Annotated in this window: 13 protein-coding genes and 1 pseudogene; 3 read left to right on the top strand and 11 right to left on the bottom strand. The window is 70.0% G+C overall.

The window, feature by feature from the left end; genetic code table 11:
• Positions 1–48 precede the first annotated feature (48 nt).
• From ACWEVO_RS11995 to ACWEVO_RS12010, 4 genes are all read right to left on the bottom strand, one after another.
• Positions 49–1,305, bottom strand: coding sequence for an ABC1 kinase family protein (locus ACWEVO_RS11995; protein WP_452307560.1), 1,257 nt, complete (start codon positions 1,303–1,305; stop codon positions 49–51).
• A gap of 103 nt (positions 1,306–1,408) precedes the next feature.
• Positions 1,409–2,044, bottom strand: a complete 636-nt coding sequence (locus ACWEVO_RS12000) for a hypothetical protein (RefSeq protein WP_452307548.1) — start codon at positions 2,042–2,044, stop codon at positions 1,409–1,411.
• A complete protein-coding gene (locus ACWEVO_RS12005) occupies positions 2,041–2,934 on the bottom strand; it encodes a methyltransferase domain-containing protein (protein ID WP_452307549.1) in 894 nt (297 codons plus the stop codon). Before ACWEVO_RS12005 ends, ACWEVO_RS12000 begins: the two co-directional genes overlap by 4 nt.
• Positions 2,935–3,001: 67 nt before the next feature.
• On the bottom strand, positions 3,002–4,870 hold the full coding sequence (locus tag ACWEVO_RS12010; protein ID WP_452307550.1) for a BTAD domain-containing putative transcriptional regulator: 1,869 nt from the start codon (positions 4,868–4,870) through the stop codon (positions 3,002–3,004).
• Positions 4,871–5,071: 201 nt separating this feature from the next.
• On the opposite strand from ACWEVO_RS12010, the gene ACWEVO_RS12015 reads away from it, so the two are divergent.
• Positions 5,072–5,794, top strand: coding sequence for an NADPH-dependent F420 reductase (locus ACWEVO_RS12015; protein WP_452307551.1), 723 nt, complete (start codon positions 5,072–5,074; stop codon positions 5,792–5,794).
• Here the strand turns inward: ACWEVO_RS12015 and ACWEVO_RS12020 are convergent.
• On the bottom strand, positions 5,719–6,432 hold the full coding sequence (locus tag ACWEVO_RS12020; protein ID WP_452307552.1) for a winged helix-turn-helix transcriptional regulator: 714 nt from the start codon (positions 6,430–6,432) through the stop codon (positions 5,719–5,721). The genes ACWEVO_RS12015 and ACWEVO_RS12020 overlap by 76 nt on opposite strands.
• 266 nt (positions 6,433–6,698) lie before the next feature.
• Between ACWEVO_RS12020 and add the strand changes: the two genes are divergently transcribed.
• Positions 6,699–7,787 carry an adenosine deaminase gene (gene add / locus ACWEVO_RS12025; RefSeq protein ID WP_452307553.1) on the top strand — a complete coding sequence of 363 codons (1,089 nt, stop codon included), beginning with the start codon at positions 6,699–6,701 and terminating at the stop codon, positions 7,785–7,787.
• On the opposite strand, the gene ACWEVO_RS12030 is transcribed toward add, so the two are convergent.
• Positions 7,742–8,629, bottom strand: a complete 888-nt coding sequence (locus ACWEVO_RS12030; RefSeq protein WP_452307554.1) for a homocysteine S-methyltransferase family protein — start codon at positions 8,627–8,629, stop codon at positions 7,742–7,744. The genes add and ACWEVO_RS12030 overlap by 46 nt on opposite strands.
• 257 nt (positions 8,630–8,886) lie before the next feature.
• On the opposite strand from ACWEVO_RS12030, the gene ACWEVO_RS12035 reads away from it, so the two are divergent.
• Positions 8,887–9,744 carry a hypothetical protein gene (locus ACWEVO_RS12035; protein ID WP_452307555.1) on the top strand — a complete coding sequence of 286 codons (858 nt, stop codon included), beginning with the start codon at positions 8,887–8,889 and terminating at the stop codon, positions 9,742–9,744.
• Here ACWEVO_RS12035 and ACWEVO_RS12040 read toward each other — a convergent pair whose 3' ends face one another.
• The 5 genes and pseudogenes from ACWEVO_RS12040 to ACWEVO_RS12060 all read right to left on the bottom strand — a co-directional run.
• Positions 9,745–10,932, bottom strand: a complete 1,188-nt coding sequence (locus ACWEVO_RS12040; protein ID WP_452307556.1) for an aminotransferase class V-fold PLP-dependent enzyme — start codon at positions 10,930–10,932, stop codon at positions 9,745–9,747. It lies immediately after the preceding gene.
• Between the two features lie 307 nt (positions 10,933–11,239).
• Positions 11,240–12,211 (bottom strand): dTDP-glucose 4,6-dehydratase, encoded by a 972-nt coding sequence (gene rfbB, locus ACWEVO_RS12045; RefSeq protein WP_452307557.1) that lies wholly within the window; start codon positions 12,209–12,211, stop codon positions 11,240–11,242.
• Between the two features lie 136 nt (positions 12,212–12,347).
• Positions 12,348–12,737, bottom strand: coding sequence for a VOC family protein (locus tag ACWEVO_RS12050; protein WP_452307558.1), 390 nt, complete (start codon positions 12,735–12,737; stop codon positions 12,348–12,350).
• Between the two features lie 46 nt (positions 12,738–12,783).
• Positions 12,784–13,089 (bottom strand): annotated as a pseudogene (locus ACWEVO_RS12055) (ArsR/SmtB family transcription factor); the annotation flags it as partial.
• Between the two features lie 390 nt (positions 13,090–13,479).
• The coding region (locus ACWEVO_RS12060; protein ID WP_452307559.1) for an ABC transporter permease at positions 13,480–14,686 on the bottom strand (1,207 nt) is incomplete at its 5' end.

Genomic DNA, 14,686 nt, shown 5'->3' on the forward strand with positions numbered 1-14,686 from the left:
CTCGGCCGTCCAGGCGGCCGAGAACCCCGGCGCCGCGCCGCAGGAGCCTCAGCGACCGAACAAGGCGCGCCGGAGCACAGGTTTGGCCGTCTCTTGGAAGTCCAGGTCGGGGTCGAGTTCGCGCACCGTGCCCTCCACTACCAGCAGGGAGAGCAGTGGGAAGACCAGCTCGGGAGACGCCGCGACGCCGTGCCTGCGCTGCAGGTCGAACAGTTCCCCGGCGAACGCGATCAGACTGAACTGCTTCGCTGACAGCCGATGGCTGCGAGCGACCAGGTCGGTCACGCCCTCGGTAAAGGCTGGCACGTCGGCGTCCGCGCTCAGCCCGATCGCGCTTTCCAACACGATGGCCGCGCACCGGTCACCGCGCCCGGCCGACATGTTCAGGAAGAAGTCGGCGAACAGCCGGCGCATCTTGTCCGACAGCTGCACGCTGAACCCTGCGTCCAGCACGATGACCTGGCCGCTACGGGTGAAGTAGAGGTTCCCGGGATGCAGATCGCAGTGCACAAAGCCGTTGACGAACAACATCTCATAGACCACAGCCATGGTCGTGGCCGCGAAGGTGCGCCGCATGTTCGGCGGGCACGACGCGCTGGTATCGACCGAAAGCGACGGCACGAAGTCCATGACGATGGCGGTATTTCGGCTCAGATCAGGGTGCACTCGCGGCACCCGTACCCGGGCTACCGTGCCTAGCTCGGTGCGCAACCGTTCTAGATCGGCGCCTTCGCGCGTGAAGTCGAGCTGGCCGATGACCGACTCGCAGAGGTGGCCGACCACCTCCTGGACTGGGACACCGCGGAACATCGGCAGCCGGGCGACCACCCGGGCTCCACGTCGCAGCAGTTCCAGGTCGATCGCCATCCGCGGGCCGATCCGGGGCCGACGCAGCTTGATCGCCACCGGGGTGCCGTCGCGTCGGGTGGCGGCGTAGACGCAGGCCACGCTTCCGCTGGCCACCGGTCGGTAGTCCACGCTGGCGAAGAGCGTGTGCAGTTCATCGCCGTAGACCGCCTCCAGAGCCGCCCGGCTCTGCTTCGGGGTCAGCGCCGGCACGTTGTCCTGCAACGCTGACAGCTCGTCGCACAGCCGCGGCGGGACCACGTCGCGCCGCGTGCCCAGTACCTGGGCCGACTTGATGAACGTGGGGCCGAGCCGGGCGACCGTGCGGGTGATTTCGCGCGAGATTCGTTGCCGCCCGGCTTGGCGACCGTGTCGCACCGCGGTTCCTGCCGCTTGTGCCAGGCCACTGGCGAGTGACGCGACAGCCACGGAGCCGACTGCGGCGGCACGGCCGGCCATCGCGAGGACGGACGGTGCCCGCGAAGCCGCGTCCGCGATGGCGTCAGAGGCGGTCTGCCGGGGGTGGGGCAGGACAGTAGCCATGCGTCCGCCTTTCAGAGTGTCAGTTCGAGGCCAGTCCCGGCACGTCTATTGCCCGGAGCCGGGCGTGGGCGCCGTCGTAGTACCAGAGGAGGATGCCGTCCCAGGTCAGGCTTGTGGGCCGGCCGTCGACGTGGATCTGCAGGACGTTGCGTCTGGTCACGGTGTCGAAGACGGTGATCGCCTCGCCGAGCAGGTCGCTCCAGGTGACGTACCGGTCGGTGACCGTCAGCCCGGTCACGCCCAGCGGCGCCGGAATGCTGGTGATGACGTCGAGGTCGGCGCCGGCGTGCAGGCGCAGCTCGTCGCGGTAGCCCAACCACAGGCCGTCCCGGGAGGTTTCCATCGCGGTGATGGGCTCGCCGGTCCGCGGATTCGCCATCTCACCGATGATCTCGCCGGAGCCGGGATCGCACATCCGCAGCTGGTGGGCCGGACCGGCGGCGCAGAGTAGGTAGCCGCCGATGGTGGTGAGGCCGGTGCGCAGGTTGGGGCAGGCGATCGTGGGCCCGGCCGTCCCGGAGTGCGGGTCGACCTGCACCAGCTGTTCACGCTCCGGCTCGGCGTACCAGAGCACCTGGCCGAACCACGTGAGGCCGGTGACGGTGGCGGCGTCGACGGAGATGTCGCGCACCGATGCTGCCGTGAAGACGATCATGTCGGGACTCCGCGGTCGAGGCGACAGTCCAGCCGCCAGCCGGTCACGTCGCGGGCCTCGGCGCCGGCCGGTCGCAGCATGCGCGCGTGCACGGTCTCGCCGCCGGCGACGGGGGTGTGGCGCAGCGGCCACACCCAGACCGCCCAGTTGCAGCCCGGATAGGACGGCATGTTGGTCAGGGTGACGCCGGGCGCGAGGGTGGCGGTGAAGTACCCGACGATCGCGTGCAGGCTTCCGGCGCGCTCCACCGGTAGCCGCACCGTGCGTTCAGGTTTGATGGTGTGCTGCCCGGCTGCGCTGTCGGCGAGGGTTTGCGGCGCTCCCAGAACGACCGGTTTCCGGCTGAAGAAGTGTAGATGCGCCACCGCTTCCACCAACTCCTGCACGGCATCCAAGCGCATGTCGAGGAAGCCGGCATGCCAGATGCCCCAGCCCTCCTCGTCGAATTGGATCGGCGCCAAGTGGGTGATCAGGCGCTCTGGTACCACGACGCCGCCGGGCCGCAGGTTGCGCCGCGTGAACGTTTGCAATATGCGTGTCATGTCCTCCTCGGGCCCGAGGTTGCCGATCAGCTCGCAGACGACCACGTCGGCCTTGACGGGCAGCCGGGTCAGGCGGGCGTCGCCGGCAACCAAAGTGACGCGGTCCGCCCAGCCGTTGTCCTCGATGAGCCGGGCCGCTACGCCGACCATCTCCGGGTCAGCCTCGACGGCGTAGACGTGGCTGGCGCCGTGCCGCAGGGCAAGGGCGGTGAGGGCCAGCGTGCCGGCGCCGATGTCGGCCACCACGGCGCCGGGGTGGACGGTCGCGGCCAATGCCTTGTCGTACGCTTCGAGCCGCGGCCGATCACCGAGCATGGCCTGGTGCATGAGTAGATGACGCTGGTCCATGAGGTCTCCCTACCGGCCGCGGGCAACTCCACACTAATAAAACATATAGTTGATGGACAAGGGTTGATCACGGCAGACGGCAGGATGCGCAATGGCACGGTGGGTTGGTCGTGACCTGGCTGCGGTAATCGTGCAGCAGCTCCCGGGCGAAGGCGTGCACGGTGCCGAGCATCCGGTACTGCGGGCCGTGGTTGCGGTGCCAGACCTCCAGCAGCGACTTGTCGACGAGGCGCTCCAGCAATTGTCGGGTGTCCGACGCGGAGCTGAACTGGTCGCTTGCCCGCGTCGCGGCGTCGAGGCAGAACTCCCGCGGGACGGCCCCGAGAGCGGCGAAACAGCGCTGTTCGGTGGCGTCGAGCAGGTCCAGGTTCCGGCGTACGGCCGCGTACAGCGACCGGTGGTGCGACGGGTCGCCGCGCCGAGGTGGCCGGATGGCATGCAGCGGGTCGCGTAGGTCGTCCAGCAGCGTCTCGAGATTGGTGGTCCGCACGCAGGCGGCGGCCAGTTCGATGGCGAGTGGAAGGCCGTCCAGCGCCCGGCAAATCTCGGCGACCAGATCCAGGTTGGCGGGGGTAAGGGCGAAGCCCCGGCAGACCTGGGCGGCGCGGCGGGCGAACAGCTGCAGGGCGGGCAGCCGCATCGCGTCAGGCCCCGCCGGCCCGACCGCCAGTGGCCGCACCGGATACACCGCCTCATAGGCCAGCCCGAGCAACTCACGGGTGGTGAGCAGGATACGGACCAGCGGCGCCGCCCTCAGGATGTCGTCTACCAGATCGGCGATTTCGTCGGTGACCAACTCGGCGTTGTCCAGAACCAGCAACATCTCGCGGTCGTGCAGCCGATCGACGAGCACCTGGCCGGCTTCCGCGGCCGCCGGCTGGGCTACCGACTCGCGGCCCAGCGTGCGCAGGACCGAACCGGCCAGCTCGTCGCCGCACCGGACACAGGCAAGGTCGGTGACCGCGACGCCGTCGGGAAAGGACGCCCGCAGCTCCGCGGCGGCCTGCCGCGCCAGAGCGGTCTTGCCCACGCCGGCCGGCCCGGTCAGGGTCACCAGGCGATAGCGGCGCACCAACCCGGTCACGAAGTCGAGGTCGTCCTGGCGTCCGAGCAGCGATTCCACACCGGGTCGGGGCCCGTGCCAGGACGGTCGGGCCGGTGCCACCGCCGCGCTGCTCGGATCCCCGTCCAGCACCTCCCGGTACGCCGCGGCGAGCTCCGGTCCCGGATCGACGCCAAGTTCGCTGCGCAGCCGTGAGGTGATGCCGAGAAAGCGCTCCATCGCGTCGGCGCGCATCCCACCGCGGGCGAGGACCTGCACTGTGCGGGCCTGGATCAGCTCATTCAGTGGCTCGGCCCGTGCGAGCCGTTCGGCCAGCGGGACCACGTGCTCCGGATGGTCGGTCTCCAGGCCCAGGGCGAGGTAGTCCAGTGCGGCGCTGACGAACTCCTGCCGCAGCGGGAGCAGTTCCTCGCAGTGCAGCAAGCCGTGCAGGTCGGTCAGGTCCGGGTCGCGCCATAGCCGGACCGCCTCGCCCAGCGCCGCGAAAGCCTGTTCGGTCTCGCCGGTCTCGCGCAGCGCGACGGCGCGCGCCGCGAGCGAGCGGAACATGGTCAGGTCCAGTTGGTCGTCGCGCACGGTGAGCCGATAACCGCCCGGTACGGACGCGATCACGTGGGTCCGGTTCCGCCGCGCCTCGCCCGGCTCGAGGATGTGGCGCAGGCGGGCGACGTATGTGTGCACCAGTGCGTTGGCCTTCTTCGGCGCGCTTGCAGGCCAGACCGAGTCGACGATATCGGATAGCCGAACGTGCCGGCCGGCGTGTAACGCCAGGAGGGCCAGTACTGCCCGCTGCTTGGGTGGACCGAGATCCACGTCCCCATTCTCGGAGGAGACCCACACCGAACCGAGGACGTGGATGTGTAGCACGGTCATCGTCCTTCCCCCCAGAGCTGTACACAGGATTCCGGCCGCGTCTTCCTAGGGTGCGCCCATGCTAATTGAGGAACTTCCATATTTAAAGTATTGACGCCGTCGCGTTGAGCTACATCGGGTTACGCGACGGCATCAAGACGACGTCAAGAGGGCTTCAACAGGATGGTTGTCGGCTCTGTTGCGGCTCGACGGGAGAGACCCATGCTACTGTCCACAGTTACCGATCTGCCGGGGGTCCAAACCATCGGTATCATCGGCCGAGGCAGGATGGGCACGATGTTGGCGCGTTCCTTCGCGGCACGCGGCCTGCGGGTGCTGACGGGCGGCCGTCGGGCGCCGGAGAGCTCCAGCCCTGAGGATCCTGGCACAGGCAGCCCCATCCAGCACACTTCGATCCACGCCGTTGTGGCCGACGCCGACGTTGTCGTCCTTGCGCTGCCGTTCTCAGCGGCCCTGCAGATGGCCCAGGCGGGACGGCTCGGACCGGGGCGGGGGCGGCCGCTGATCGATGCGACCAATCCCTGCTTCGACGACGCCGCCCAGTTGCCGCCGGGTAGTTCGGGTGGCGCGCTGGTGGCAAGTCTGCTGCCGGACTGGCGTACGGTCAAAGCCTTCAACACCGTGCCGGCCGCGATGCTCGCCGAGCCGATGATCGGCGCCCGGCCGGTGACTGTCCCTATCGCCGGCGACGACGACGCCGTCAAGGAGGTCGCCGCCCGGCTCGTGCGGCTACTGGGCTTCGAGCCGGCCGACGCCGGTGGAACGGCTCAGGCCGGCGGGCTTGAGGCACTGGCGGCGCTGCTGGACGCGATCAGCAGACGCCACGGGCTCGCCGGGCGAGTCGGCTTTCAGCTGGCCCGACCGGCCGCCGCCATTGGCGCGCCGCGCTCGCGAGACGGCTTGTCGCCGAGCCCGATGAGGTAGAGGCAGCGGGGCAGTGCCGCCGGTGGGCCGGTCACTGTCACGGCCCCACTGACCAGCGCCTCCACCGGCTGGATCGCACCGCTGCCTAGATCGAAGAACGTCTTGGCGTCGGTGGTGATGTGCAGGACTGCCTCAGGATCCGGACCCGGCACCGTGCGAGCCGCACCGTTGGCGACTGTCACATGAAAGACCTCGCCCTCGATGTCAAACTCATACGACTCGTCGGCAGTCGCCCGCGACGAGTCGACCAGCGCCTCGATGGCCAGCGCGGCCCAGGTCGGCCGCGTCATGGACCCATGCATGGTGCCGGGACGCTCGCGGAGTATCCCGAGCCCGAATCGGGCGAGCACCAGCACGGTGTCGCGCAGCCGCTCACCGAGCTCGGTGAGGGCGTAACCGGCGGTGCGCCGCTCGGCGTCCAACGGCCGGATAATCCCCATCTCGGTGAGGAACACCAGCCGGTCGGCGAGCAGGTTGCTGCCGATGCCAGGAAGCGCCTCGAGCAGGTCGCGGTAGCGCCGCGGCCGCACAAGCAGCTCGCGGATGATCAGTAAAGTCCAGCGCTCGCCAACCACGTCCAGGGCGAACGCGAGGCCGCACTGCTGATCGTAAGTCCGCCGGTCCCGTTGTGCCTTCACGGCCGCTCCTCGATGCCGCAATCTGTTCAGTAACAGATAGTACATCAGAGCAGGCGTGACTGCCCGACCGTGCGCGGGACACGGCGGTTTTAGCGCTGTTTTGTGCTACATGGCGGTCCGACCGGCTGGCTTGCCGGATAAAAAATCATCTACGAGGGGGCCTCCGGACCACTGTAAGCCGCAGACTGCGGCGCCGGCCTCTTCCGGCTTGCGCTGTCCGCGCCGTGCGCTCGGGCCGGCACCCGGGCGGCCGTAGACTCGCCCGAGTGCGGCACCTCGACCAACACCCTGACGACGCGCTGCTCCACGCGTTACCCAAGGTGGAGCTCCACGTCCACCTCGAGGGATCGGTGCGGCCCGCCACCCTGCTGCGGATCGCCCGCCGGCACGGCCTCGACCTCGGCGGGGCCGACGAGCGGAGGCTCGCCCGCTGGTTCGCATACCGGGACTTCCAACACTTCACAGAGGTCTTCGAACAAGCCACCGCCGCGCTGCGGGAACCGGAGGATCTCGCGGCGATCACCGTCGACCTGGGCCGGGCCGCGTATGCCCAGCGGGTCCGCTACCTCGAGGTCACCTTCACTCCCGGGATGCACCAGCGGGGCCGAGGGATTCCCTTTGACGAGCAGATGAACGCTATCGCCGAGGCTGCTGTCCGGATCCAGCAGGAGAACGGCGTACGGATGCGGTTCGTCGTGGACCACGTACGCGGAGAGTCCCCGACCGAATGCCTGCGCACCGCCGAGTGGGCCGTGGCAGGCAGGGACCACGGCGTGGTCGCGCTCGGCCTGGGCGGGTACGAGCCAGGGCGCCCGAGTTCGCTGTTCGGTGAGGCGATCGGCTTCGCCCGCGATCACGGCGTGCCGTTCGTGCCGCACGCCGGCGAGGCGGTCGGCCCGGAAGCCATCTGGGACGCGATGGCGTTCGACCCGCCCCGCATCGGCCACGGCGTCCACGCCCTGCAGGATGCGGCACTGGCGGCCCTGCTGCGGGAACGAGGCGTGGTCCTGGAGCTCTGCCCGACGAGCAACCTACGCACCGGCGTGGTGGCCGCGGCATCAGAACATCCCCTTCGCCGCCTCTGGGACGCCGGCATCAGGGTGTGCCTGAACTCCGACGACCCGGCCATGTTCCAGACAGACGTCGCCACCGAGTACCGGTTCGCGGCCCGCTGGCACGGGTTCACCGTCGCGGAGCTGGCCGCCATGACGCTCGACGCGGTCGACGCCGCGCTGCTGCCCGCGCCAGACCGCGCTGACCTGCGCGCTGCGGTAACCGCCGACCTGGACGCGCTCGGGGTCCGTCCGGCTCAGCCACCGTCCGCGCTCAGCGCGCGGCGCAGCACCGCGATGTGACCCGGCGTGGAACCGCAGCAGCCGCCCACGATCGTCAGTCCCAGCTCGTCCCGGCCGCGCCGCGCCCAGTCGGCGAACTGGGCGCCGTCGACGCCGGCGGGTAGGTAGCGGTCAACCGACGCGGCGGGGGAGATCCCCCTGCGATCCTCAAGGTTCGGGTACGCGCCCAGCGGACCCGCATACCGCAGGCGGGCCCGGCGCAGCGCCCGCTTGCTCGCCGCCGGGGTGGTGCAGTTGACCAGCACCGCACCCGCACCGGCGGCCTCCGCCGCTTGCGCCGCGTCGCCGATGTCCTCGCCTGACAGCAGGCGTCCGTCGGGGCGGCAGACGAAGCTGGTCCACGCCGGCAGCCCGCGTCGGGTCACCGCCGCGGTTGCGCACGACGCCTCGCGGACGGTGTTCATCGTCTCGACCAACACCAGGTCGACGGCCTCCGCCCGGAACCGGTCGGCCATCCAGCCGTGCTCGTCTGCCAGCGTCGCGTCGTCCGGCACCAGGTCTGGCCGGTAGCAGTCCTCGACCGGGGCGAGCGACGCGGCGACGCGGACCGGCCGGTCGCCTGCCGCCTCGCGGACGATTCGCAGCGCGACCCCGATGAGTCGCGCCGCAGTTGCCGGATCAGCGCCGGCCTCCCGCGCGGCCCGCCGGGTGCAGCGGAACGTCGCGGCGGTCAGCACATCGGCGCCGGCAGCGGCATACTCCTCGTGCACCCGTCGCAGCAATGCGCGGCCCGCCTCGTCGAGCAGGACGTCGGCCGACCACCACGGTGCACGCATCGAACGGCCGGCTCGCTGCAGCTCCGTGGCGACACCGCCGTCGAGCACTGTCGCATCGTGCTCCATCCGCCCTCCGAACCATCGTGCCCATGCCCCAAACAACGGCGATCGTCACACGGCCACGCGGGCGGCCGCCCCGCCTTCGCTGCAACATCGCAAGCTGCGAAACACTGATGCGCGCCCTGCGTGCGACGCTGCCAGCGGGCGGACGCCTGCTCCGTCCACCATGGAGGTGTCTGTCGGTGTCCGGTTCGCCAACGTCCGTAGCTGCGGCCGTATCCGTACCACCCGTCGCGGGGCCCGACGTGCGTCATCGCGGCCGCGTGGTGGCCATCTCGGCGATCGCTGGATTGTTGCTGGCCGTCCTCTGGTCCTACGAACTGGTGGACTCCGTCATCGGAGGACACGTGGCGAACGGCCTGCTCGGCCACGACGCCCGGACCGACGTCATCACCGGCGCGCTGCCCGGCCTGATCTTCGCATTCGTCTCCGGGCTTGCCGGCACGTTCACCGCCTGCAACATTGCAATGGTCGCCTCCCTCGGCCCAATGGCGAATGTGGCCAGCAACCGGTCGCCGCAGGCCCGGGCGTTCCTGCGCCCGGTCGGTCTGCTGGCCGTCGGTATGGTGACGATCTCCGCTGCCTACGGGGCCGTCGGCGTGTGGCTGGGCGACCGCCTGCCGCAGCTGTCCGCAGCGACCGCGGGCGGCATGCCGGTCCGGCTAATCCAGGCCTCCGTCGTGTTCGGCCTCGTCGGACTCGCCCTGCTGGTCATCGGGCTAGGTGCGCTCGGCGTCATCCCGGACCCCTTCGCGGGCCGGCCCTCGGCCAGGGTCCTCGCCTTCGGCGCGCTCATCGGCTGCTTCCTGATTGGGCGGCCCTACCCGCTGTTCAACAAGCTCTTTCACTGGGCAGCCGAGAACGGCAGCCCGCTGTACGGGGCGGCCGCGTTCGTGGCGCAGTCGGTGGGCAACATCGTGCTCGTGTCGGCGGTCTTCGTGCTCGTGAACCTGGTGACCCGGGGCGGCCTGGTACGCCTGCTCGCTGCGAATCCCCGCCGCTCGGCGATGGTCACCGGAGCCCTGCTGATCGCGCTCGCCGTTTTCAGCATTGTGTACTGGGACGTGCGGGTGCCCGCCATGTTCGGACACGGCTGGTTCCCGGTCATGTTCTACAACTGATCAGGACGTGGCGAACGCCGCGACCGACTGCACCAGGGTCCGGATCTCCTCACGCGTGGTGTACCGGGCGATCCCGGCGCGCACCGCCCGCGGCTCCTGAGGCGAGACCGCCCGCAGCGCCGCCTCCGCCGAGAAAGTGCCGTGGCATACGGTCACGCCGCCGGCTGCGAGGGCCCGCGCCACGTCCGCCGCCGGGCGTCCGGGCACCTGGAACGTCACGATCGGGATGCTGGGCGCGTCCGATGGTGGGCCGAGTACGCGGACCTGCTCGATCTTGTGAAGCCCGTCAACCAGGAGCCGGCGTAGCCGGCGGCCGTGGCCGAACACGGCCGGCAGGTCCCACCCCAGAAGGACGTCGGCGGCCACCCCGGCGCCGAGCACAGCCTCGATGTTGACGGTGCCGGGTTGCAGGCCAACCGAGTACGAACGGGCAAGCTCGGCGGGATACCGCACCGGGGGCTCATCCCGGGTCCACAGCACCCCGCCGTGCGGGCCGTACCACTTGTCGGGGGAGGTGACGAAGGCATCGCACTGCCAGGTGTCGACGTTGACGTCGCGGTGCGCGACCGCTTGGACGCCGTCCACGAACGTGCGCACCCCCGCCGTGCGCGCCACCGCGCAGATGGCGGCGACGTCCGGTGCGCTGCCCAGGGCGTTGGAGCCCCCGGTCACGGCGATCCACCGGGTACGCGGAGTGATCATCGCGACGACGGTGGCGGCCTCGAGTTCGCCAGTGGGGGAGAGGGTCGCCATCCGGACGACCGCATTGGTCTCGCGGGCGGCCGCCAGCCAGGGCGCCACGTTGGAGGTGTGGTCCAGTTGGGTACAGATGATCTCGTCGCCGGCACGCAGCTCTGGCGCGATCGAGCGTACGAAGAGGATGGTCAGCGCCGTCATGTTGCTGCCGAAGGTGACCGTCCCGCCGGCCGCGCCGATGAGCGTCCGGATCCGGCCGCTGGCCCACTCGACGATCATGCGGTTGCGCAGACCATGCGGCGTGTCCGGCCATGCGCCGCCGAAGTGGGCGCCGGTCAGGTACTGCCGCATCGCCGTGCTGACAGCGCGATGCACCAGGGTGCCGCCCGGCCCGTCGAGCTGCGCGACGGCCGGCCGTATCCCCGGAAACTGCTCGACGATCGGCAGCGAGAGCAGACGTTCCAACGGGAACGGGACGAGGTCGGAGTTCATCGTCTCAGTCGAGCGGCAACCCCGGGCGACGGAGCACCCACCTGGACAACGGCATTTCGATCTCCCGAAGGGGGTTTCGACGTTTGATGTTCGGTACGTCTTTCAATCGCCGCTGACGCTGCAGTGTGAACCGAGCCGGATGGCCAAACAATCCGTTCTTGTCACGGCGACACGAATCATAGCCCCTTTCGCTACTTGCGGGTAGTTGTCGGGGCCTAAAGGGTAATTCGCAGGTGAACGCCGTCGCTCTTCCAGATTGCGGGTCTGTGAGGGCTTGACCCTGCGGCCAGCCGCCGCAGCCGGTGGTCTACCGTGGCCGGTCCGCGGCCGACCACCACGCCCGGTTTGCGCGATACCAGGCGACGGTCTCGCGTAGGCCCGTCTCGAAATCCCGTTCCGGCACGAAGCCGAGCTCGTTGCTGATTTTCGTGGTGTCAACCGAGTATCGCCGATCGTGTCCCTTACGGTCGGCCACGAAATGGATCAGATCCGCACCCGCGCCGCACTCGAGGCGTAGCAGCTCGGCCAGGGCCATGTTCGACAGCTCGTGGCCGGCGCCGACGTTGTAGATCTGGCCCGGCTGACCCTTCGTGCGGACCAGCTCGAGGGCTCGCACGTGGTCGTCGACATGCAGCCACTCCCGCACCTGCAGCCCGTCGCCGTACAGGGGAGCGGGCCGGCCCTGCAGGAAGCTGGTGATAAACCGGGGGATGAACTTCTCGGGGTGCTGGTACGGCCCGTAGTTGTTGGCGCATCGGGTGATGCGGACGTCCAGGCCGTGGGTGCGGTGGCAGGCCAGCGCGAGAAGATCGGCCGCGGCCTTGGACGCCGAGTACGGCGAGCTCGGGGTCAGCGGATGCGACTCTGGCCACGACCCCTGGGGGATCGAGCCGTACACCTCGTCCGTCGAGACGCACAGGAACAACAGCGACCCGTGGTCGTGGCGGACCGCGGCCTCGAGAAGCGTGTACGTGCCGAGGGTGTTCGTGCGCACGAAATCCGCGCCACCCGCGATCGAGCGGTCCACATGCGACTCGGCGGCGAAGTGGACGATCTGCTCGTGGCCCGCGACCAGCTCGTCCACGAGCGGGGCGTCGCAGATGTCGCCGCGCACGAACGTGAGGGCGGGATCATCGCGGACGGCGGCCAACTTCGCCAGGTCACCGGCGTACGTCAGCTTGTCGAGCACGGTGATCCGTACATCCGCGGCGGACCCCAGCAGTGCGCGGACATAGTGGGAGCCGATGAAACCGGCGCCGCCGGTTACCAGGATGCGCATCGGGAGAGCCGTTTCCGCACGCGTCCAGCGTAGGCGCTGCGGGACATCCCGATGATTCGGTGCTTGCTCTCTCTCGGCTGCAGACGGGGCCGAAGGGAGGCCGGTCGCCGACCTTCGACCCCGTCATCCGCGACTGCTAGCCAGCCTGCTGCATGATCTGGATCAGATTCCCGCAGGTGTCGTCGAGTACGGCCGTGGTCACCGGCCCCATGTTCGTGGGCTCCTGAGTGAAGCGCACCCCGAGCTTGCTCATTCGCTCGTACTCCGCCTTGACGTCGTCTACCGCGAAGGACGTGTACGGGATGCCGTCGGCGACCAACGCCTGCTTGAACGGCTTGGCTGCCGGGTGCTCGTCCGGCTCCAGGAGGAGTTCGGTGCCGTCCGGGTTCTGCGGGGACACCACGGTGAGCCACCGGTGCTCTCCCAGCGGAACGTTGTTCTTCTCCTTGAAACCGAGGATCTCGGTGTAGAACTTCAGGGCCTTATCCTGGTCGTCAACCAGCACGTTGGCCAGGTTGATTCTCATGTTCCTCACTCCTGCCCGTATTGGTGCCAGCGCCGAGGCGGCCGCCGGCGTTCCTTCCAGCCTTCTTTAGCCACCGCTCGACGATTGGTTCGAGCGGCGCGGTGTTGATGCGGTGGAACTTGTACCGGCCCTCGCGGCTGGTCTCGACCAGGCCCGCAGCCTCGAGAACGTCGAGGTGCTGCGATATCGCCTGCCGTGACGAGGCGAGCCCGTGCGTGGTCGCCAGACGCGAGCAGATCTCGAAAAGGGTCTGCCCGTTGCGGTCGGTCAGCTCGTCGAGGATCGTGCGGCGCGTCGGATCGGCAAGGGCCCTGAAGACGTCACCCACAAGGGCAACCTTAGGCAAGCAGATACTTGCCTGTCAAACTGGACACGCCATCTGGTGATTCCGGTCGGCGGCGCGCGCCGGCAAGTCCTCGCTAGCGGCGCCCCACCACGCCGTCGTTGTAGAACATTACGGCCGCGCCCGGCTCCAGGTGCCGGTTAGGATCAGACTGCCGGACCAGGAACCGCACGTGCCCAGCAGCGGCTCGGCCGGCCCTTCCAGCACGCGTACACCACCATCTAAGGGCGCAGATCACGTTGTGAATTGGCTCGTGCCGCCCTCCGGGTCGCTGGCGGCGGACGAGACCCCGGCATACACCACCACCCGCCCGCCGCCAGCCGAGGCAGCAGGCACGGGGCCATGCCCACGTTCTCCAGACCGGTCACGGCCCCGTGCCCTTTGCGTGGTGAGTAGGTCTCAGGTGACGCCCAGGTCACGACGGCGGAACGCGGTGATGCCGGCTGCGGCCAGCAGCAGCACCAGCGCCCCCAGCGCAACCAGCGGCGCCGCGGTGACCTCGCCGCCGGGCAGCCGGGGCAGGTGCGTGAACGGGGAGACATCCATGACCCACCCGTCGAGCGCGAGCACCGGGCCGAGCTGGGCGATCAGCAGGATCACCCCGACGAAGAGCCAGGCCACCAGCGTGGCGCCGGGCAGCAGCCCGAACAGGGCCGCGGCCAGCGCGGCCGGCAGCAGCACGGCCGGCAGCTGCACCAGCGCAGCGCCGAGGATCCGGGACATCTCCCCGCCCACGTCCCCGGAGCGGGCCCCGTGCACCAGCCCGACCACGAGTCCGGCGGTGAGCAGCAGCACCACCACACCGGCCAGCGCGACCAGCACGTGGCTGAGCGCGTACCGGGTCCGGGTCACCGCGGCCGCCAGCACCGGCTCGGCGCGCAGCCCGGCCTCCTCGAAGCGCAGCTGCAGCACCGCCGAGACCGCGTACGCGGCGGCCGCCAGGCCGAGGATCCGCAGCACCCAGACCAGGTAGCTGTCGACCAGCACGTCGGCGCCGCCGAGCTGGCGGATCGCCTTCCCGGCGGTGGCGTTGTCGCCCACCATGTCGGTGATGTCGTGGGCGAGCGAGCCGAGCAGCGCCCCGCCGACCGCCACGCCGGCCGCCCAGGTGATCAGGCCGCCGCGCTGCAACCGCCAGGCCAGGGCCAGCGGGGTGGCCAGCCCGGGCCGCGCGTCCGGCGGGCCGAGCCGGGCCGACAGCAGACCCTCGCCGATGTCCCGGCGCCGGCTCAGCGCCACCGCGACGCTGGTGAGCGCCGCCCCGGTCACCACGGCCAGCCCGAGCACCCACCAGCGCTCCCCGGCGTACGCCCGGAGCTGGTAGAACCAGCCGGTGGGGGAGAGCCAGGCCAGTTGCCGCACGCTCGCGGTGCCGTCGTTCGCCACCGAGGCGGAGTCGGCGATGCCGCGCAGCAAAAACGCGGCGCCGAAGACCGCCAGGGCGATCCCGTTCGCGGTGCGGGCGGCCTCCACCAGCTGGGTGGTGACGGCCGCGACGGCGGCGAAGACCCAGCCGACCATGGTCACGCCCAGCCCGTACGCCAGCGAGCCGGCGCCGGACAGCCCGGCGCTCATCAGCCCGGCCGCCGCGCCCAGCCCGATCAGC

Source organism: Micromonospora sp. NPDC003776, from assembly GCF_053605645.1.